The 20,965-nt window shown below is 35.8% G+C and carries 14 protein-coding genes, 1 tRNA gene and 1 pseudogene; 3 read left to right on the top strand and 13 right to left on the bottom strand.

What is annotated here, in order from left to right; translation table 11 throughout:
• Positions 1-131: 131 nt before the first annotated feature.
• From lysS to J3U59_RS11440, 5 genes and pseudogenes are all read right to left on the bottom strand, one after another.
• A complete protein-coding gene (lysS, locus tag J3U59_RS11415) occupies positions 132-1,646 on the bottom strand; it encodes a lysine--tRNA ligase (RefSeq protein ID WP_267334344.1) in 1,515 nt (504 codons plus the stop codon).
• A gap of 25 nt (positions 1,647-1,671) precedes the next feature.
• Positions 1,672-2,770 (bottom strand): peptide chain release factor 2 gene (gene prfB / locus J3U59_RS11420; RefSeq protein WP_323849504.1). Its coding sequence is split into 2 segments (ribosomal slippage): positions 1,672-2,694 and positions 2,696-2,770, totalling 1,098 coding nucleotides; the frame shifts between segments, so codons are not numbered across the junction.
• Between the two features lie 175 nt (positions 2,771-2,945).
• The gene (locus tag J3U59_RS11425; protein ID WP_267334342.1) at positions 2,946-3,572 is read right to left on the bottom strand and encodes a Fe-Mn family superoxide dismutase; all 627 of its coding nucleotides are present in this window, start codon (positions 3,570-3,572) and stop codon (positions 2,946-2,948) included.
• A gap of 140 nt (positions 3,573-3,712) precedes the next feature.
• Positions 3,713-4,544: pseudogene (locus J3U59_RS12060) on the bottom strand (VanW family protein).
• 29 nt (positions 4,545-4,573) lie between these two features.
• Positions 4,574-5,302 carry a type 1 glutamine amidotransferase gene (locus J3U59_RS11440; protein WP_267334340.1) on the bottom strand — a complete coding sequence of 243 codons (729 nt, stop codon included), beginning with the start codon at positions 5,300-5,302 and terminating at the stop codon, positions 4,574-4,576.
• A gap of 1,245 nt (positions 5,303-6,547) precedes the next feature.
• Here J3U59_RS11440 and J3U59_RS11445 point away from each other — a divergent pair.
• The 3 genes from J3U59_RS11445 to J3U59_RS11455 all read left to right on the top strand — a co-directional run bounded on the left by J3U59_RS11445 (position 6,548) and on the right by J3U59_RS11455 (position 11,004).
• The gene (locus J3U59_RS11445; protein WP_267346540.1) at positions 6,548-8,365 is read left to right on the top strand and encodes a hypothetical protein; all 1,818 of its coding nucleotides are present in this window, start codon (positions 6,548-6,550) and stop codon (positions 8,363-8,365) included.
• A gap of 17 nt (positions 8,366-8,382) precedes the next feature.
• Complete coding sequence (locus J3U59_RS11450) at positions 8,383-9,393, top strand: serine hydrolase domain-containing protein (protein ID WP_267334336.1); 1,011 nt, start codon at positions 8,383-8,385, stop codon at positions 9,391-9,393.
• Between the two features lie 228 nt (positions 9,394-9,621).
• Positions 9,622-11,004 carry an MATE family efflux transporter gene (locus J3U59_RS11455; RefSeq protein ID WP_267334334.1) on the top strand — a complete coding sequence of 461 codons (1,383 nt, stop codon included), beginning with the start codon at positions 9,622-9,624 and terminating at the stop codon, positions 11,002-11,004.
• Between the two features lie 311 nt (positions 11,005-11,315).
• On the opposite strand, the gene J3U59_RS11460 is transcribed toward J3U59_RS11455, so the two are convergent.
• The 8 genes from J3U59_RS11460 to recC form a co-directional block, all read right to left on the bottom strand.
• A tRNA-Asn gene (locus J3U59_RS11460) sits at positions 11,316-11,391 on the bottom strand.
• Between the two features lie 114 nt (positions 11,392-11,505).
• Positions 11,506-12,087 (bottom strand): YiiX/YebB-like N1pC/P60 family cysteine hydrolase, encoded by a 582-nt coding sequence (locus J3U59_RS11465; RefSeq protein WP_267334332.1) that lies wholly within the window; start codon positions 12,085-12,087, stop codon positions 11,506-11,508.
• Entirely contained in the window at positions 12,063-12,641 is a 579-nt protein-coding gene (locus J3U59_RS11470) for a biotin transporter BioY (RefSeq protein WP_065633178.1), read from the bottom strand. The genes J3U59_RS11465 and J3U59_RS11470 overlap by 25 nt, the downstream gene beginning before the upstream one ends.
• A gap of 124 nt (positions 12,642-12,765) precedes the next feature.
• Positions 12,766-13,398 (bottom strand): MBL fold metallo-hydrolase, encoded by a 633-nt coding sequence (locus J3U59_RS11475; RefSeq protein ID WP_065633177.1) that lies wholly within the window; start codon positions 13,396-13,398, stop codon positions 12,766-12,768.
• A gap of 4 nt (positions 13,399-13,402) precedes the next feature.
• Positions 13,403-14,806, bottom strand: a complete 1,404-nt coding sequence (locus J3U59_RS11480) for an MFS transporter (protein WP_065633176.1) — start codon at positions 14,804-14,806, stop codon at positions 13,403-13,405.
• A gap of 137 nt (positions 14,807-14,943) precedes the next feature.
• On the bottom strand, positions 14,944-15,909 hold the full coding sequence (gene panS, locus J3U59_RS11485) for a ketopantoate/pantoate/pantothenate transporter PanS (protein WP_267334330.1): 966 nt from the start codon (positions 15,907-15,909) through the stop codon (positions 14,944-14,946).
• A gap of 57 nt (positions 15,910-15,966) precedes the next feature.
• Positions 15,967-16,758 carry a TatD family hydrolase gene (locus tag J3U59_RS11490; RefSeq protein WP_267334329.1) on the bottom strand — a complete coding sequence of 264 codons (792 nt, stop codon included), beginning with the start codon at positions 16,756-16,758 and terminating at the stop codon, positions 15,967-15,969.
• 8 nt (positions 16,759-16,766) lie between these two features.
• A complete protein-coding gene (gene recC / locus J3U59_RS11495; protein WP_267334328.1) occupies positions 16,767-19,982 on the bottom strand; it encodes an exodeoxyribonuclease V subunit gamma in 3,216 nt (1,071 codons plus the stop codon).
• Positions 19,983-20,965: the final 983 nt, after the last annotated feature.

Here is a 20,965-nt window from a genome sequence, read left to right on the forward strand (position 1 = left end):
TTAGATATATATTGCATATATAATATGCTTATTGTGAGTAAAATAATTTTAGAAAAGTTAAAGAAGATATAAGTGTTTACTGACAAAACTCACCTATTTTTTAATAGATGAGTTTTTTTGTGGTATTTGGTTTATTTAATTGGACGCATAGTTGGGAATAAAATGACGTCCCGAATGGTATGGCTATTGGTAAATAGCATTACGGTTCGGTCAATCCCAATTCCTAGCCCTGCTGTTGGCGGTAAGCCGTGCTCTAATGCGGTGATATAATCTTCATCATAGAACATTGCTTCGTCATCACCCGCATCTTTTTGCGATACCTGATCGGCAAAACGTTGTGCTTGGTCTTCAGCATCGTTAAGTTCTGAGAAGCCGTTACCAATTTCACGTCCACCAATAAAGAACTCAAAGCGGTCTGTTACAAATGGATTTTCGTCGTTACGGCGAGCAAGTGGCGATACTTCAGCCGGATATTCAGTAATAAACGTTGGTTGAATTAAGTTAGCCTCGGCAACTTCTTCAAAAATTTCAGTCACTACTCGACCGAGTCCCCAACTTTTTTCAATTTTAATACCGACAGCTTTGGCAATTGCACACGCTTTATCAAAATCATCTAAATCAGCATTATCGGTTTCTGGGCGGTAATGACAAATTGCCTCACGCATAGTCATTTTGATAAATGGTTTGCCAAAATCGAAAGTATGCTCGCCATATTGTACAACTGGATTACCCGTTACGGCGATTGCAAGGCGGCGGAATAATGCTTCAGTTAAAACAATCAGGTCTTTGTAATCGGCATAAGCCATGTACATTTCCATCATGGTAAACTCTGGATTATGTCTTGGTGATACGCCTTCATTACGGAAGTTTCGATTAATTTCAAATACTCGTTCAAAACCACCTACAACTAAACGTTTTAAATAAAGTTCAGGGGCAATACGTAGATACATATCTAAATCAAGCGCATTGTGGTGAGTAATAAATGGTTTGGCTGATGCACCACCTGGGATGACTTGCATCATTGGGGTTTCGACTTCCATAAAGTGATTTTCTAACATAAAGTTACGAATTTCAGTTACCACTTTTGAGCGAGCAATAAAGGTGTCACGTGATTGTTGATTAGTAATTAAATCAAGGTAACGTTGACGATAGCGCATTTCTTGATCTGCTAAGCCGTGGAATTTATCTGGTAATGGGCGTAATGCTTTAGTTAGTAGGCGGATTTCTTCACAATGAATTGATAGTTCACCTGTTTTGGTTTTGAATAAGTAACCTTTAGCACCGACGATGTCACCAAGATCCCATTTTTTGAATTGTTCGTTGTAGTAATTTTCGGGTAGATCATCACGAGTGACATAGAGCTGGATTTGCCCTGCAACATCTTGTAATGATACAAATGAGGCTTTACCCATAATACGGCGCATCATCATTCGACCGGCAACAGTGACAGTAATTTTATTTTCAATTAACTCTTCGTTAGTTTTATCATCATACAATTTATGAAGATCGCTTGAAATTGCGTCACGACGAAAATCATTCGGGAAAGCAATGCCTTGTTTGCGAATTGCAGCTAGCTTTTCACGACGTATTGTAAGCTCGTTATTTAACTCTTCAATATGGTTTTGTTGCTCTTGCTGTGTTGACATAATTTTACCTTTTATTTATTACCAGTTATAAACCGGCTTTTAAGCTTTCTTCAATAAATTGATCTAAATCACCGTCTAAAACGGCTTGCGTATTGCGTGTTTCAACGCCTGTGCGTAAGTCTTTGATTCGTGAATCATCAAGTACATACGAACGAATTTGGCTGCCCCAACCAATGTCGGATTTGTTTTCTTCCATTTGTTGTTTTTCGGCATTCTTTTTGTGCATTTCAAGCTCATACAGTTTTGCTTTTAACTGTTTCATGGCCTGATCTTTATTACTATGTTGCGAACGGTTATTTTGACATTGTGTCACAATTCCCGTTGGTACGTGGGTAATACGTACAGCAGATTCGGTTTTATTGACATGCTGACCACCCGCGCCCGATGCACGATAAACGTCGATGCGCAGATCGGCTGGATTGATGTCGATATCAATATTGTCATCAACTTCTGGATAGACAAATACCGATGCAAATGAGGTATGACGGCGGTTTCCTGAGTCAAATGGGCTTTTTCGTACTAAGCGGTGGACACCGGTTTCAGTGCGTAACCAACCATAAGCATAATCGCCGGTTACTTTGATTGTGGCTGATTTTATGCCAGCTACATCACCGTCTGATACTTCCATCACTTCGGTTGTAAAACCTTTCGATTCAGCCCAGCGTAAATACATTCTCAGTAACATTTCCGCCCAATCTTGGGCTTCAGTACCACCTGAGCCTGATTGGATATCTAAGTAACAGTCAGCACTGTCATAATCACCCGAGAACATTCGGCGAAATTCAAGACCAGCTAGCTTTTTTTCGAGTTGTTCAAGTTCTTGATTGGCTTCGTCAAAAGTGTCTTGATCTTCTGCTTCAATAGCAAGTTCAAGTAGACCTTCGACGTCGTCCAGACCTTGTTCTAAGGTATTGATGGTATTGATGATCTCTTCTAGCGCAACGCGTTCTTTGCCTAATGCTTGTGCTTTTTCTGGATCGGCCCAAACTTCGGATTGTTCTAATTCAGCATTGACTTCCTCAAGACGTTCTTTCTTGAGATCATAGTCAAAGATACCCCCGAATGAGATTTGTGCGCTCAGTAAGTTCAGCTATTTTGGATTTTATTGGATTAATTTCAAACATGTTTTATTTTTGTTGGTTTTTACAATTTTGGCATAATCGCACATTGTAGCGGATTTATACATAAATTAGCAATTAGCAATTTTATGTCTTATCCTTGCTTTGATACATTATTGTTGAAAATAAAAATGACGCATCATGCGTCATTTTTAACTCAAAATAGAACTATTTAAATTAATTATTTTTTAGCTTGAGCATAAAGTTCAGCCACTTTGTCCCAGTTAATGACATTCCAAAATGCACCAATGTAATCAGCACGACGATTTTGGTATTTTAGATAATAAGCATGCTCCCAAACATCAAGTGCTAAAATTGGTGTACCAGAAACACCTGAATATTTTTCACCCATTAGCGGAGAATCTTGGTTTGCTGTTGATACAACTGCAAGTTTACCATTTTGTAATACTAACCATGCCCAACCTGAGCCAAAACGACTTGCCGCTGCTGCTGAAAATTTTTCTTTAAATGCATCAACTGTACCAAAATCTTTTTCAATTGCGGCTTTTAGTTCACCTTTAAGTTCAGTTCCCACTTTTAGTAGTTCCCAAAATAAAGTGTGATTAACATGCCCACCCACATTATTTTTAATTCCGGTAACTTTATCGCTTGGCACTTTGTCCAAATTAGCTAATAAAGCTTCAGGGCTTAATTGTTTGATTTCATCAGATAGTGTTTCTAAAATGCCGTTGGCATTATTGACATAAGTTTGATGGTGTTTGTCATGATGTAGATGCATAGTTTGTTCATCAATATAAGGTTCTAATGCATCATACGCATAAGGTAGCGCTGGTAAAGTGTAGGCCATGAAGTTGCTCCTTTCATATATATTATTATTAACTACTTAATTTAAGCAGTATACGAGTTATTAATATGGCTCACAAACTATTATTTAGATAGTTGATGACTATTTGTTTGTGAAAATTACTATTTTCTTATGGTTGTTAATTAATCTTCACTATTTTTTAAATAGGGTACGTACATCATAATGGCATGATTTTCACAAATCAGCTTTTCTTGCTGATAATGATCTATTAAATGGGTTTTTTGTTGCCATATTTTATTGTGCCTTGTGTAACCTCCCCACCATTGTTGCTCAATGCGATGCTCCGTTTCGAAAACTTCATATTGATAACATAACGGAGTATCAGCAAGTAGTTCCCCATGTAAATATTTATCATCAAGCCAAAGATTAAGGCGGTATGTTGTATTGGTTTTGTTGAGTAACTGCAAATCAACATAGTTATAAGATAAGGTCGCGCCACAAGCAAAAGGGATAGTGCGGTTTACATCAGGAAAAACATCAAAACTATGTCGCCAGCGTTCTATAACCGTTAATTCAGAATGCAAAACCATCCAATAAATTATTGCCTAACTGACAGAGTCCCCCACCAATATCTTTACCAATTTTGCCATTGTGCAGTGAAAGACCTTCTAAAAAACCACGCTTTTTCATTGGGCGCCCGATGTTATGCCAGATCGAAAAACGTTGATTCGGTTTTATGATTGAACCATTGAGTTTTTCTACCGCTAAGCGTAGATTGGTGATTTTGTTGTATTGCAGATACATATCCACATCCACATCTTTTAACTGCCTTAATAAAACCGATTGATGTTTTTTATGGGAATAACGGCACGCGTGATCATTGATGTCGACAGTACTATATAGCTTACGATTTTTCCACCAATCTAGTTTACGTTTTAAAATAAAGTATTCTTTTCCTAATTTTAACCTTAAAGGGCTGCGTTTTTCCGGTTTATCTACTACAATTTTTTGCATAATTGACAGTTTTTATATCGAATAATGGATCAATTTTTACAGGTGGAGTGATAATACTTGTTAAGTTTATCGAGAAAAATAAACAACTTTAAGTTCATTTGGCTATAATCGTGCGCGCGTAATTTGTCTTCTGTATCGACAAAGCGATAATTTGCAGCTTGACTAATATCATCTTGAGAATGTGCAATGAGCTTAGCAACCACTTCATGGGTTAACTCCATATGACATTGGAAACCATACACGAATGGACCATAGGCAATGATTTGCCGTGGACAGCCTTCACTATAGGCAATGATTTGGGCATCTTGAGTTAAACCTGGCATATCATTGTGCCAGTGACCGACAGCTAAACTATCACCGAAATGAGAAAATAACGGATTTTTTTTACCCGCTTCGGTCAACGTAATTGGGAATTTGCCAATCTCTTTTTCTGGGCTATGTTCGTAATGTGCACCAAGTGCTTCGCCAATTAATTGTGATCCAAGGCAAACACCAATAACAACTTTATTGGCTTTAATTGCAGATAAAATGATAGCTTGCTCAGCTAACGAGTCAAAATGGGCACATTCTTGTTTTGTAGTTGCCGGTGATTGTGGTCCACCCATGATAATTAGAAAATCAATACTATTGATATTATCTGGAAGGGGTTCACCAAGGTAGACACGCGAATAGCTAATTGTGTGTTGATGTATTTTTGCCCATTGCTCATATGCGCCAGGTACTTCGAAATCTTCGTGGATGATAAAGTGCACATGCATTGGTAAATCTCCTTTAATCTTATCGATCTGGGTTCTATTTTATATCGAATATGGACAATTAAACGCGATGTTCATTATGAATCTTTTATTATGAAATGTGAAGATTTGGTGTTTTGTGTGTGGGATATTTGGCATAAAAATCTGCTTTAGTCGGATTTAGAATTCGTAAAATTGGTTCTTGTGAGAGATTGTATGGTTTTAGCGCGAAAATGACAGTCGCTTTTGTTTGATGATAGATGCACATAATTTCTAATACGTTATTTTGGGATAATAAATAATGGGACATTTAAAAAAACAATGTCCTTTTTTAATTTTAAACTTTTTCTTAAACACTTTTATCCTTCTGAATTTTTATTAATAAATTTTTTAATTACTAATTAAGGTACCTAATTTAGCTAAGCAAAAGAAGCGAAAGCCAATATAAAATTATTAGATAATTTTTCGGTGAAGTTCGAGTAAAAATATCGATTCAACACAACCAATACACAAAATTACAATTTTGTCAATAAATTTTAAAAAATATAGATATTTCATTTCACTAATAAAAAATAATGCTCTATATTTCATCAATAGTTTGATCTTAACGATAAATAAATTAGTTGGAATTTCTTAATTAAAAAGACAAGGTTTGATTAGATGAAAAGTATAAAAATAACAGGAGCTCGCATTCACAATCTTAAAGACGTTGATATTACTATTCCCAAAAACAAATTAACCGTTGCTACCGGTATAAGTGGATCAGGAAAATCTAGTCTGATGTTTGATATTGTGTTTGAAGAAGGACGTAAAGGGTATCTTCAATCATTAGGAATCTTTCCGGGACTTGAAAATGAGAGAAAATTCACAAGCATAGAGGGTATCGGCCCGACAATTGCAGTTAAGCAAAGCGTTGTACGTCAGAATAACCCAAGATCAACAGTCGGTTCAAAAACAAACATATTCAACCTTCTTGCCCTACTGTATTCAAGTGAAGGACAGGTTAAATGTTCAGCGTGCAACGAAACTATTGGACAAGATAGGGTCTGCGCTAAGTGTGGACATGAGGAAGAGCGCCTTGAATTAGGCTATTTTTCCTATAATAACCCTAACGGAATGTGTATGAAATGCGCTGGCAGAGGCGCATATTATCACGTTAATATGGAAAAGCTTGTTACAAATAAAAATCCCACCGTTCGAGAGTTATTTAATTTTATCGGGGTAACCCCCGGTATACTTCGCGTCTTGGAAAGGAATTTCAAAGGCTATATGGATCAGCCTTATTTAGAAATACCAGATGAAATAAAAGAAGAAGTGGTTAACGGGCATTATGTCAGCAATAACAGTGCAAATCAAAGCTTCTGCTTATCAAGAATTTTACAAGCTAAACACAAAAGAGGGGAATATTTAAATGGTCTATACGAAATAACCCTTTGCTCAGAATGTCACGGATATCGCATAGGTGAAGAAGCTCGCAACATATTAATTAATGATAAACATATTGGTCAAGTCGGCAAAATGACTTTAGACGAGGCTAAAACGTTTTTTGAATCGGCATTGGAACTAAACGAAATAACGCAATTTGGGAAAAATCTTCTTAACGATATTTTGAGTAAGACAAACTCATTAATTGCTTCTCGTTTAGGTCATTTGTCACTTTATAGAGAAATGTCCTCACTAAGTGGCGGGGAAATACAACGACTCTTCCTTAACTCGCATTTGGAATCCAAACTTGAGTCACTTATCTATATTCTTGATGAACCCACAGTAGGTCTACATGAATCAGAAAAACTTGAACTTTTACAATCCATAAAAGCGCTTAAAGATTTGGGTAACACGGTTATTGTTGTGGAACATGACAGAAGTACGATAGAAATAGCTGAACATATTATTGATATTGGTCCCAAAGCGGGGATTGAAGGCGGAGAAGTGATTTATGAAGGTGATTATGCTGGTCTGTTAAAATGCGATAAATCATTGACAGGACAATATCTTTCCGGCAAGGCAAAAATGCCGGTAAGGATGTTAAAACAAAATATCGATGATTCTGATATTCCTCGTTTAGTCATTCGACACGCCAAAACCAACAATTTAAAAGATATTTCAATCGCATTTCCATTAGGCGTTCTTATTGGGGTTTCGGGCGTCTCCGGAAGTGGAAAAAGCTCCTTGATATCGAACACGCTTACGCCCCTGTTAAAAAGTTATTTTCGCTTTGACGCCAATAAGAACAATACCAATGGGGAAGAAGTAGATCTTGAAGAAGAATCACTGTTAATCGAAACAATAGCCGAAAGGCTTGATGGCGCAGAAAATATTTCTGGCTTTGCTGAAGTATCGCAGGCACCAATAGGAAGAAATATAAATTCGAATCCTGTTACTTTTACCAAAATATGGGACAAGATACGCAGATTATTTGCAGAACAACCCGAAGCAAAACGGTTAAATTTAACGGCTGGACACTTTTCCTTCAATTCCGAGGGCGCTTGCCGAGAGTGTAATGGTAGTGGACGTAAAGCTATTTTTCCTGAAGGTAGCTTAAAAATGTACGCAACGTGCGAAAAATGTAAAGGTAAAAGATATAACAACGAAGTTTTAACTGTCACGTATAAAGGGAAAAATATTTCAGAAATTCTTGATATGCAGATTTCTGAAGCGATAGCCCTATTTAGTGATAATGATGTCATTGTTCGTCCGTTACAGATAATGGAACGGATTGGTATGGGATATATAAAGCTTGGGCAACCCACTTCAACAATGAGCGGAGGGGAAACCCAAAGACTAAAACTCGCGAAGGAATTAGGACAGCAACGAAAAGGTAATATCTTGTATATCATGGATGAACCCACTACCGGTTTAAGCCTTTATGATACAGCTCAGCTGATAAAACTGTTGGATGAATTAATCAAAAGCGGAAACTCTGTGATTGTTGTTGAGCATAATCATGAAGTTCTTGAATCGTGTGATTGGATTGTGGAACTTGGTCCTGAAGGAGGATTAAAAGGTGGTGAAATCATTGCCGAAGGAACGCCTAAAGACTTGGTGAAAAATCCAAAATCACTAATCGGAAAATACCTTACGATTTAAAAAGTGGATACTTGATTATGGCTAATGTAAAAGAATTAGAAACCATTGATGCAGAATCGGTGAATATGAATCCAGATAAATTGAGAGAGCTGGATGTCGCCTTGAATTTTCAACTAGGTATTATTAAAGGAATCGCTATTTTGCGAAAAGGCGGCATTGTGTTTGAAAAATATTTCAAAGGTTACCATGCTGAAAATACTCATCATCTCACTTCAGTAACACAAAGCGTTACTTCCGCTTTAGTGGGAATAGCCATTGATAAGGGATATATAAAAAGCGTCGATCAACCAATACTGGATTTCTTTCCAGAAGCGGAATCCAAAGCCAGTGATATGTTAAAGCGACATCTGACAATCAAACACTTACTTACCATGACTGCACCCTATTCTTGGAAAAAGAGTGAGCCATTAGATAGGTTGAGAAGGCAAAAGAATTGGACGATGTTTATGCTTGAAATGTTGGGACAAAAAGGCCAGCTTGGGGAGTTTCAATTCAATATGTCTAATGCCCACCTTCTTTCAGCGATTATTACGCGGAGTACTGGAATATCAACTCGAGAATTTGCCAATAAATCATTATTCAGCCATTTAGGAGTGAAAGAGATCGTTGACCAGCAGATGAAATCCTTTTCTAAAGAAGATGTCTATGGTGAAAATATTACCGGTTGGATAAAAGATCCTCAAAATATCAATACCGGAGGCTGGGGGCTGTCTTTAACTCTGCGTGATATGCTTTGTTTGGGATATTTGTATTTGAATAAAGGCCATTGCAATGATAAGCCGATCATTTCAGAAAACTGGATAACTGAATCGCTAAAACAGCATACGGAAGATTGTGGCTATATGTGGTGGCTTAGAGAAGATAAGGGGATTAACACTTTTCTCGCGGCAGGCATAGGCGGAACTTATCTCTATTGTGTTCCTGAAAAGGATCTGATAGTGGCAATCGTATCGAAAGTCGACAAGATGATAATCGACAGGTGGGAACTCATGGCGGATTATATTATTCCATCAATTACAGACAGTTAATTTTTTCGTCGTAAATAAAATATCGTTTCTGCGATTCATTCCATCAAAAGGCAAGAAGGTTTTACCGCGATGAACTGTCTATCAAAACGTTTTAGGTTGGGATAGGTGCTGTTCGGGCAGGGAGTATAAAGATGGATATTTTGCTCTCGATAACATGTCGATTAGACGCTTTTTTGCGCTAGAGAAAAATAACATCACTATTTAAAAAATAAACTTAAAAAGAAATCTATGTCAAATTTTCAAGAAAAATTGCAAAAAGACATGTTTGAAGGTCCAATCATGCCAATAATTATAAAAATTGGTACCCCCATTCTCATTGGTCACTTATTAAATTATGCTTACTTAATCATCAATACCTATTTTATTTCATTGATCAATCCTACTTCTTCAGCTCCGTTGGCGGGAACCGGTCTTTTATTTCCACTATTTTTTGTCTTTGAAGCTATCGCCTCAGGTTTAGCCGTTGGACTCAGTACCACAACGGGGCGATTGATCGGCGAAAAACGATTTAATCATTATCAAAATCTGGGTGTTACAGGTGTCGTCATCGCTTTACTGCTAACCGTGCCATTTATGATTATGTGTTATGCTTTTGGCCCACAAATTATTGATTTATTATCAGGTGATAAATTAAGCCTAGAAGCAACAGTTTATAGTCTACAGTTTTTATATTCATTAGCCCCAGGTTTACTGTTCATAATATTATTACAGGTTTATGGCGGTATTCTTATTGGCGAAGGCCTGACATATGTTACTGCAATATCATTTATGATTATGGTAACGCTCAATATCGTACTTGATCCGATATTGATATTTGTACTCGATATGGGGGTGGCTGGTGCAGGTTTAGCCACAACAATATCGTTATTTATGGCTTTTATTTATTTAATCCGCTTTATACACAAGGGAAAATCAAGAATTCCGTTAACATTTAACTTTACTCACTTTAACGGAAAAATTGCCAGAGAAATCATAGGGATTGGATTGCCTCAGTTTTTAATGACAGCCTCAACTTATATCATTATCGTTGCCTACAATAAAATTATTACCAATACCTTTGATGAAAATGCAATGAATGCATGGACATTGGTTGGGAGAATTGATCAGATTTTAGTTATTCCGATGATTGCTATTGCTGGTGCAATGACGGTCTTTATTTCGCAAAATTATGGACGTAATCAACTTGATCGGATTAAAGAAGCTTTTAATCTAAGCTTAAGGGTAATAATGATACTATGTAGCATCATTGCAGCAGTGTATGTATTACTTTCTCCTTGGTTATTTTCAATATTTACTTCAATTCCGGAAGTGATTGATCTTGCCAGCAAACAAGTGCTAATCGTATCATTTACCTTTTGTTTTTTGGCAATATCATGGATAATCGCATCATTCTTTCAAGCGACAGGAACCCCCCTACCTGCGGTAATTATCCTTTATATTAGAATGATCATTATTTTTTCTATAGGACTATATTTAGTCTTTGTTCAAAAAATGGGAATGAATGGCATTTTTATCTCTATGGCACTCGGAAACCTACTTTCATGTTTATGGTCATTTTTGTGGGTGAAGAAAAGTCTGAAATCATTAAAATTCAAGTCGATATTGGAATAAGTCACTATGCTATATATTGAATAAAGCGCTATTTCAACAATTTAACTTTTGTCTTTTAGATACAAGTTTTTATAGGTTGCTCAAATATTATTGATTTGATTAACAAGTATGTCTTAATTATTTAGGGAATAAAATTCTTTTCCTTTAAGGAAAAAATGAGCATTTTTGCTGACCCGCATTTAAACCCGAAAAAATAGTAAATTCAAAGAAAAATTGATAAATGTATAGAGATAAGCAGTATAATAAAAAAACATAATATATTGATCTATATATCAATTAGATATGTATAGATATGAGATGAAGTGAAAAGTTGGCTCCTCCAACAGGACTTGAACCTGTGACATACGGATTAACAGTCCGCCGTTCTACCGACTGAACTATGGAGGAACCGAAATGTAGCGCGCATATTATAGATTTAATGTCGCTATGTCAACAATTAAATTATTTCAAATCGCTTTTTTATGTTCAATTGACCTATTTTATTGACTTTATTTGCTAAGCTTAATATGTTCGGATAGTTTTAAATAAATGTGTTTGCCGCATTAACTGTTGTGGATGTGAACCTAATGCACCTTGTGGAATAGTTTGGTTAAGTGCTCGATAATAATCGATCCAATAGGGGATAATTTGGTTAGTAACAGAATCTTTAAAATTCATTGGATATAATTGAAAATAATCTTTACCTGACGGGTATTTAAAGGCAAAAGTAATCAGTTCACTACAGTAAAAGCCCTTATCATCTGCTCGAAAACTATGGTTATAGGGCAACCCAAGGCAGGTTTGAACTCGTGTTAATGCATTTTTGATGACTGACTCATCATAAATGGTTGCGACAAGATTATATTTTGCAACGGCTAAAAAGTCATTAAGGGGGGTATAGATTACCCCATGTTTTTGGGTGGCTTCAATAACGATATTATCGCCAATATATAACCCAACATGGCTTATTTGATTGATTATGTCATCAGCGCTGATTTGGGCACCAGAATGAGTGATCGCTGTATTGAATTCGCTTTCTTCATTCTGGGCTTGGAAAATAATATCGCCAATTTGCATGGTTATTTGCGTGCGTGGTGGCGCCATAATGAGAACATTACGCAAGTTGCAATAATAAATTTAGCTGCATCAACACCAACAAAAGGTAAGTAGCCGACTTTTAGTGCTTCGATAAGTGAAATATGCATATATCCCATTAGATAAACGACACCAAATACAAATAAGAGTTGATGTGCACAAGCGAAGGCAATTAATCCTAAAATAAAGTGACGATCGTACCCTTTTTCGGCAGCAAAACCGGCTAAATAAGCACTAAATATATAACCATACAAATAACCTGATGACGGTGAAGCTAATGCCATAATTCCACCGCTACCGTTAGCGAATAGTGGTAATCCCATTGCACCTAAAAAGAGATATTGAAGTATGGTTAATGCACCTAGTTTACGACCTAAAAAAGCGCCAATTAACAATACGGCTAACGATTGAAGTGTGAATGGTACTGGGTATGTGGGAATACTGATATTAGCTGCTAACCCTAGCAGTAGGGCCGCCCCTGTAGTTGCACACAGTTTGCGTTGCCAAGATGATAAGTTAAATAGTGTATTGATATAAGTTGGATAATATGTTGTGAGTTTCATTATTTTCTACCATTAAAAAATAAACAGTAGTGCAATAATAATACAAAAAATTATAATGTAAACTATTTTAACATTAAAAAGTTTACATTATTAATGTTGCTTTTTATTTAAACCAATAGTTGTCTTAGACTAAAAAAGGGTTAGTCATTCGTTCATTGCCAAAGCTCGACATAGGTCCATGGCCAGGAACAAAGATAAAATCATCACCCAGTGGGAAAAGTTTATGGGTTATTGATGAGATTAAATCAGCATGATTTCCACGAGGAAAATCGGTTCGTCCAATGCTACTTTTAAATAGTACATCACCAACAAATGCAATTTTATCTTTTGCATTAATAAATACGATATGTCCTGGAGTATGGCCGGGGCAAAAAAGTACATCAAGTGTAATGTTGCCGACTTGGATTTTATCGCCTTCTTTCAGCCAACGATCGGGTAAAAAACTTTCGGTATAGGGAAAACCAAATTGCATTGATTGTTGTGGTAAGGCATTAAATAAAAATTCATCTTCATGACTAGGTCCGATAACCTTCACACCAAAATTAGTTGCTAATGTAACTGCTGCACCTACATGATCTAAATGCCCATGTGTTAGCAAAATTTGTTTTATGTTAACGCCTAACTTTTCTACTGCTTTTTCTAATAATTCAGGCTCACCACCAGGATCGATAATTGCGCCTTCCATGGTTTTATCACACCAAATGATGCTACAATTTTCTTGGAAAGCTGTAACTGGAATGATTTGATACTGGAACATATTGTTATCTCCTTGTTTCTTGATGATGAGAGGTTAGATTTTGTCCATCCTCTTTTTTTAACTGGGCAAAGATCATGCTTGATAATATGGTAACAACGCCGAGTATAATAAAGGTATATTGAAATGCATGAATAGTACTGGTTGAATGACTAATCAATCGTACTAATACTGCGCCAAATCCTGTACCAAAACTGATCGCTAATTGTTGGTTTACTGCCATTAAACTATTACCACTGCTGGTATTTTCGCCTTCTAAATTTGCTAATGTGATGCTATTCATCGCTGTATACTGAATAGAGTTAATGCCACCAATACAAAATAGCAATAAACACATAAAGATAAGCGGTGATGATGAATTCAAAAGTGACATTAAAGCAATCATAATGCCTGCAAATATGGTGTTAGCAACTAATACAAAACGGTAACCTAAACGCCCTAAAATTCGAGGAATGAATATTCTGGTACAGATTGAAGCTAGCGCCATTGGTACCAACATCATACCTGCAAAAATGGCTGAATAACCAAATCCTACTTGTAATAATAGAGGAATTAAAAAAGGCACCCCCGATATGCCTAAACGACAAATTAGATTGCCAATAATTCCTATTTTGAATGTACGAATCTTAAATAGTGATAAAGGGAATAACGGCGCTGGTTTTTTATTTGCATATCCTCGATAAATAAACAAAAACACAATACTAATTATTACAAGTAACAAGGGTAGCTGATATTGTTGATTTTGGTTTAAAAGTTCAACACTTAACGTTGCACTAATAAAAGTAATGACAATAAATATAAAACCAAATAAATCAAAAGGCATTCGCACGCCTTTTATGTTGGGCATATATCGGAAACTAATTATCATTCCTAATAAACCAATAGGTAGGTTGATCAAAAATACCCAATGCCAACTGACCATGTCAACTAAATAACCGCCTAGTACCGGCCCTAATACCGGTCCAATTAAACCGGGAATAGTTGCGGTGTTTAAAGCGACTAAAAAGTCGCTTCGTTTAAATGACTTGATGAGCACCAAACGTGATACTGGAACCATCATGGAGCCACCAATACCTTGAATAACGCGTGAGATATCTAAGAAAATTAATGAATTGGATGAAGCACAAAGTAATGACCCTAAAGTAAATAGCCCCACCGCCATAACAAAAATATTTCTGGTACCAAATTTGTCAGATAAAAAACCACTAACCGGAATAAACAATGCAAGTGTTAAAGCATAACTAATGACAGCTGATTGCATATTCAACGGTGATTGATTAAGGTCTTTAGCCATGGTTGGCAGTGCAGTGTTTAATATCGAGGTATCGAGCGATTGCATAAAAAAAGCAAATGCCGCGATCCACGGTAATATGCGATACACAAAAGGGGATAATTGTAATTCGCTATTCATTTTAATTAACCTAAAATTCATCGGAATACTGGGCTTAACAGGGGAAAAATATCAGCCCTGAATGTATATTGTTTTGCCTGGCTTAATCGATTATTAAGTCAGACAAAGTACTGAAGGTTATTCTACAATAATATTTGTTAATTGTTGGCTTTTTTCTTATTTTTAACGGGTTTGCCTTGCCAATATCCTGCAAGTAATGAACCTGAAATATTATGCCAAACTGAGAATACTGCTGCTGGTAAAGCGGATAATGCTGAAAAATAAGTTGTACCAAGGGTTGCTGCTAATGCTGAGTTTTGCATACCTACTTCCAGTGACATAGTTCGACAGGTTGATTCGTCAAATCCAAATAGACGTCCACCCCAATAACCACCCAGTAATCCTAAGCCATTATGAATAATAACTGCAAAAATAACTGTAAAACCAACTTGTCCTATTTGTGCATGGCTACCTGCAACTACAACACAAAGTATTAATAAAATACAGATCATCGATAAAAGTGGTAAAAAACGTTCACATTTTTTTACTAATGGGTTGAGTAAATGGTGCACCAATAAACCTAATATAATTGGAATTAACACAATTTGCACAATATGAACAAGCATATCCAGAACCGGAACTTCAACAGTGGTACCAACTAATAATAACGTGAGTAGCGGGGTAACAACTACGCCAACTAGGGTAGATACTGACGAAATTGTGACAGATAACGCGACATCGCCTTTTGCTAAATAGATCATAACATTTGATGCGGTACCACTCGCAACACTACCGACTAAAACCATGCCAACTAATAACTCAGGTCGCATGGTAAACAATTTAGATAGGATTAAAGCGGTCAGTGGCATGACGATATAATGCAGTAGGGTACAAATTATTACCGCTTTAGGTTTGGTAACGACGCGTTTAAAATCATCAATACTTAACGTTACGCCCATAGTAAACATTACAAACATTAATAACTGTGATGTATGAGGGCGCACAGGTAAAAATGTGCTTGGGAAAAAATAGGCTGCTACGGCACAAAGTATTGCCCACAGCGGGAATAAGCGTGTAAGGGATATGAGTGATTGAATAAAAAATTGGTTATAACGTTTCGCCATAAAAAAACACCATCTGGTTAGTTAAATAAAATATCTTTATAATAATTAATTAGTTATTTATTTTTTGCACAGTGTGGTCATTCTATTAATTCTACTAAATAGCGTCAAGGTATTTGTTAAGATAGTGTTAAGTATTTGCTCGGGTGATTCACTGCGTAATTCAGTTAAAATTTTAAATATCTCGACGATATTTTCAGGTCGATTTGCTTGACCTTGCTTGCCACTTAATGGCATATCGGGCGCATCAGTTTCGAGTACAAGGCTTGCAAGCGGCAAGTTAGCAATTGTGTTGCGTGTTTTGTTTGCGCGATCATAACTAATGACTCCTCCAACACCAATAGAATAACCAAGCTTAATAAATTGCATCGCTTGTTGATAGCTACCTGAAAAACCATGTATCACGCCACGACAAGGCAGATCGGCTTGGCGTAACTCGTGATACATAATATCATGAGTTTTACGTGAATGGATAAGTACCGGTAAATCGAATTGTTTAGCCAACATTAATTGTGATCTAAAAAAGAATAACTGTTGTTGCCAATCGATCGTCAGATTATATTTATCTAAACCTATTTCACCAATTGCAACCACTTTTTGGGGTAGATGGCTGAGTCGATTACGTAATTGTTCTAAATCAGCTTCAGTATGGCTATATATTGGGTGTAATCCTAATGCAGCATAAATTTCGTTATAATGATTGGCTAATTGTAGCACCGTATCAAAATGATGAGCGGCAACCGCCGGGATAATCAATCCGGTAATATTTGCTTGTCGGATATAATTTATTGATTCGTCTAAATGATTGGTAAACAGTGGAAAATCAAAATGACAATGTGTATCAATAAACATAATGCCTCCTATTCAACTGTTGTTTGATGCAATAAGATCGGCAATAAAAACCGCTTAGCTAAAACAATAATTTGTTCTATCAAATTTTGAGTTAGTTCAGGATAAAGCCTTTGATAGTAACTATCACATTCAGCTGGATAATACAAACCACCTTGCCAAGTACTTAACAATTTATTATTGGCTTTTTCACTCGGCACAATTTCACCGGTTTTCGGGTTGTAGGCTGTTATTAACCAACTCCACGCACTTTCGATTGGCATAAATAATGGTTCATTTATCCCCTGTAAATACCCTTCGACTAAATCAGTCAGAAAACCTAAGGCTTGATTAGCGTTTAAATATGAAAAACGCCATTGGGTCTCTTCTCGACCATACATACGGCTTTGAGTGTCGAGTGTATCGGGATTTAAAATACAATAGAGTAAGTGATCAATCCATAACGAAATCCCATTACGAATTGATAATTTAGATGGGCGCCAAGTTAAAATACCATCTTGTTGAATATGGGTTAACCATCCTTGCAACTGACAATCGTATTGACTTGTAGAAATAGTTAAATTAACTTCTTGAGTAGTAAAGTTTAGGCGTTCTTGATTAATTTTATCAGCTAAAGCGTGCATAGCTTGATTTTGCTCATCATAGATGATCTGTCCAAAAGCGCCATCGGGCAAATCCCCACTTAATGCTAAACGTTGATAAAGATCGTCTTGTGAATTATTGCCATCTTTTGTAATTAGTTGTTCAAGTATTGCTATATTTAATTGATAACGCTTTAAGTTATCTAAATTAAAATTTTCTGCATCGGGTAAGTTATCATCTAAATAATGGATATAAAAATGGAAGCGTTTTTGTAAAAAAAACCTTATTGAATGCTGATAAAACCTTTTTAGTTCATCAAGATTAATACTATCTACTGTGATAGTGGTAATTTGGCTGATAAAAGGTACAGTTTTACCTTGCTGTAATGCGGCAGGTAACCATTCATCGGCATAACTTCTTGGATCTTGTAAAAAGTTTTGTGGATTAAAAGGGGTTCGAGTATGATGGATACATAAAAAATCAGGAAAATATTTTGTATTTTCTGTTTTTTCAGCACCTTCTTCACAATAGTATTGCGCAATATAATCACAAAGTTCATCAACTAAAACAGATGGATAGCGCTCACTATCATCTTTTATATCACGACCAATATAGCTGATATATAATTGATTTTCAGCCGATAATATCGCTTCTAAAAAAAGATAACGATCATCATTACGACGACTTCGATCCCCTCGTCTTGGATGTTCTGCAATTAAATCAAAATCTAGTGGTAATGAAGTCCTAGGATAATCACCATCATTCATACCCAGTAGACACACCACTTTAAAGGGAATTGAACGCATCGGCATCATAGTACAAAAGTTAATTTTACCAATTAAAAAGCGATGGGCTAAATGATTTTGTTCCAAACGTGCCTGCATTGCATCATGTAAAATTGTAATTGAAATTTTGTCGGAAAAATTAGCTGTTAACCCACTATTTATCAGCTTTTGCCACTCTTGTTCAATCATCAATAATATTGATTCGTTTTGGGCATCTTTGAAAAAAAAGTCATTGATAATTTCAAGGCAGCAGCTTTGCCATTCTGCCAAAGGTTTATCTTCATCTAATAACACTAACCATTTACTGACTACACCAATAAATTCAGCTAATTGACCTATTAATTCAGCATCTAAACCCGTTGCACCATCATAAGGTAAAATTTGTTGCCAACCACCTTGATCGCTTGTCATGGTATAACCCAGTAGCAATCGTTCAAGCCCAAATAGCCAACTGTGGTTATGTTCAAGCCCAAAACGAATGCCAGATTCAACAATCCAAATTCGTAATAGTGATAATTGTGATTCATCGATTGAAAATTGTTTAGAAATGGCTGGTATTTCAAGTAAATTAAACAAATCTTCAGCAGTAAATCGGCTTTGTGGAAAATTCAATATCGCAAAGAAGCCCTGTACTATTGGATCAATATTGCGAGCTTTTTGATCTGAAATTGTAAAAGGTAAATAGCGTTGCCCATAAGCATTACCAAAAACTGAACGAATATAAGGAACGTATTTGTCAATATCCGATACCATTACAATACAATCTCGTAACTCAAGTGATGGATCGGCATCAAAAATTGACAAAAGATAGTCATATAACACTTCAACTTCGCGTTGTTCACTATGACAAGCATGGATAGAGATAGAGCGGTCTTGAGTTTGAATGGGGTGTTGAGTTGCCACTTGGGGATAAAGATCCAAAATATCTTGTTGAATAGAGTGTAATAAACAATCACGTTGTTGATCGACAAACACATCAATATCTTGCTTATTCATACATTCTTGCAATAAAAATAGATTGTCTCGACCTAATTTTCCCCACGAGGTTAATAAAGCATTGGGTATTTGGGTTGGGTCATTATGTGATTGTGATAATTGTTTCTCAACGATATCTCCCCAATACCATTTACACGGGTTATTAAACATTAAATGGACATCAATATGTTGTCCTAATGCTGAAAGTAGTGATAAATAAATTGGTGGAAGTGAAGTTATACCAAAAATAAAAATTCGTTTTGGTAATGGCGTCAGCCGTGCTGGATCGAAATGAGGATCTGCTAGAATCTCCAACATTTGTTGATAGATATTAGCGCGATGGTAAGGTTGACTAATTGATATTAATTTACGCCAGAGCTTTGCTTGCCAAACTTCATCGGCATGTAAGTTTAATTCTTGAACTGTGTTATTGGCTTCCCATTGTGCCAGCCAATCAGGACGATAAACTAAATATTGGTCGAACAAACGTGCAATACGCGTTGCAAGTTGATATAACTTTCTATCTTGCTTATCAATATTTAAATAATGTTTAAGGGTAATAAACTCAGGCTCATCAATAATTTTAGGTAATAAATAATATAAGCGCCAAGCCATAGATTCAGGATTAAACGTATTTTCAATGGGAGCATTAGGTAATAGCGTTTGATAAAGTTGCCAAATAAATTGAGTAGGGAAAGGAAATTCAACATTGGCTATAATTCCCAATTCATTAGCAAGCTCAATTTGTAACCACTGTGCCATTCCTTGACTCTGCACAATAACCATGTCTGGCATAAATAGATCATTTAATGGTTGTTGCTGCATTAATTGACTTACCAAAGACTTGAGTAAATCGACTTGATTTGAATGGTAAATGGTAAACATAATCACATCAAAATTAGTATAGTTGCCTGAAATTATCGCTGATAGTGATTAATAAATCCAGCATCGATAATTATTCACACTTGATCTTTTATGCATGAATATTTTCGATAGGGTTTTCCTTTTGAAAAGGCAAACGTTTAACGTTTTATCATTTAGCTTAATTATGATAAATGTTGGCAAGGTCTTTGAATGATAACTCTATATTTTTATATTAAATTAATCATCTATGAACTATTTTTGCTAAAAAAACACGGGTAATCCATTTTTTGAGAAACAAAATATTTTATATTCTCTCTTATCTAACTTGCTATTGATCGGCATTTAATTTACTAAATATATAGTGGATCAAAACCTATCTTGCTGTGGAAGAATTAAACTATATTGCTCGCTTAATTACACTTTGAGGTGATGACCTATCTTAATTAGCTCAGTGGTTGGCTTTATGATTATAAACGAATAATTAATCTGACTTATTGACAACAAAATCGTTTTTTTTGCCAAAACTTTTAAAGTTGAGCTATTGCCTTGTTTAACTTGTTGATTTTTCATTGTTAAATACAACGTTATTTACTTGATTACAATGATTATTGTTACTAAGTATTTTGTACTTAAAAAGTCGTATAACCCTGTTAACAGCTGAATAATTGACTATACGCTTTTTTAATCTATGCAAACTAAATGAACTTAAAAACGTTATTTATGATCACATTATTATTTATCTATCTTATTGAATAAATTAATTTTTACATATCTTTACCAAAATGAGCATTACAAAATTTTCGAACTTATTTACTATGACGAAAACTTTTACAAGTTCCTATACAGGTTTGTTGTAATGGTTTTAATGTTTATCTAATTGAATTTTATGAAAAAATTAAGTAAATCACTACAAGGATTAGTAAAAATATGTTAAAATGTGGTCTTAATCGGGCATCGGGCATCGGGCATCGGGCATCGGGCATCGGGCATCGGGCATCGGGCAT

This window comes from Gilliamella sp. B3783, from assembly GCF_026536125.1.
Taxonomy (GTDB): Bacteria; Pseudomonadota; Gammaproteobacteria; order Enterobacterales; family Orbaceae; genus Gilliamella.

Excerpts from the sequence above, each read along its gene's own strand:
- lysS (WP_267334344.1), bottom strand. The coding sequence starts at position 1,646 with ATGTCAACACAGCAAGAGCAACAAAACCATATTGAAGAGTTAAATAAC.
- J3U59_RS11425 (WP_267334342.1), bottom strand. The coding sequence starts at position 3,572 with ATGGCCTACACTTTACCAGCGCTACCTTATGCGTATGATGCATTAGAA.
- J3U59_RS11440 (WP_267334340.1), bottom strand. The coding sequence starts at position 5,302 with ATGCATGTGCACTTTATCATCCACGAAGATTTCGAAGTACCTGGCGCA.
- J3U59_RS11445 (WP_267346540.1), top strand. The coding sequence starts at position 6,548 with ATGGATCAGCCTTATTTAGAAATACCAGATGAAATAAAAGAAGAAGTG.
- J3U59_RS11450 (WP_267334336.1), top strand. The coding sequence starts at position 8,383 with ATGGCTAATGTAAAAGAATTAGAAACCATTGATGCAGAATCGGTGAAT.
- J3U59_RS11455 (WP_267334334.1), top strand. The coding sequence starts at position 9,622 with ATGTCAAATTTTCAAGAAAAATTGCAAAAAGACATGTTTGAAGGTCCA.
- J3U59_RS11465 (WP_267334332.1), bottom strand. The coding sequence starts at position 12,087 with ATGGCGCCACCACGCACGCAAATAACCATGCAAATTGGCGATATTATT.
- J3U59_RS11470 (WP_065633178.1), bottom strand. The coding sequence starts at position 12,641 with ATGAAACTCACAACATATTATCCAACTTATATCAATACACTATTTAAC.
- J3U59_RS11475 (WP_065633177.1), bottom strand. The coding sequence starts at position 13,398 with ATGTTCCAGTATCAAATCATTCCAGTTACAGCTTTCCAAGAAAATTGT.
- J3U59_RS11480 (WP_065633176.1), bottom strand. The coding sequence starts at position 14,806 with ATGAATAGCGAATTACAATTATCCCCTTTTGTGTATCGCATATTACCG.
- panS (WP_267334330.1), bottom strand. The coding sequence starts at position 15,909 with ATGGCGAAACGTTATAACCAATTTTTTATTCAATCACTCATATCCCTT.
- J3U59_RS11490 (WP_267334329.1), bottom strand. The coding sequence starts at position 16,758 with ATGTTTATTGATACACATTGTCATTTTGATTTTCCACTGTTTACCAAT.
- recC (WP_267334328.1), bottom strand. The coding sequence starts at position 19,982 with ATGTTTACCATTTACCATTCAAATCAAGTCGATTTACTCAAGTCTTTG.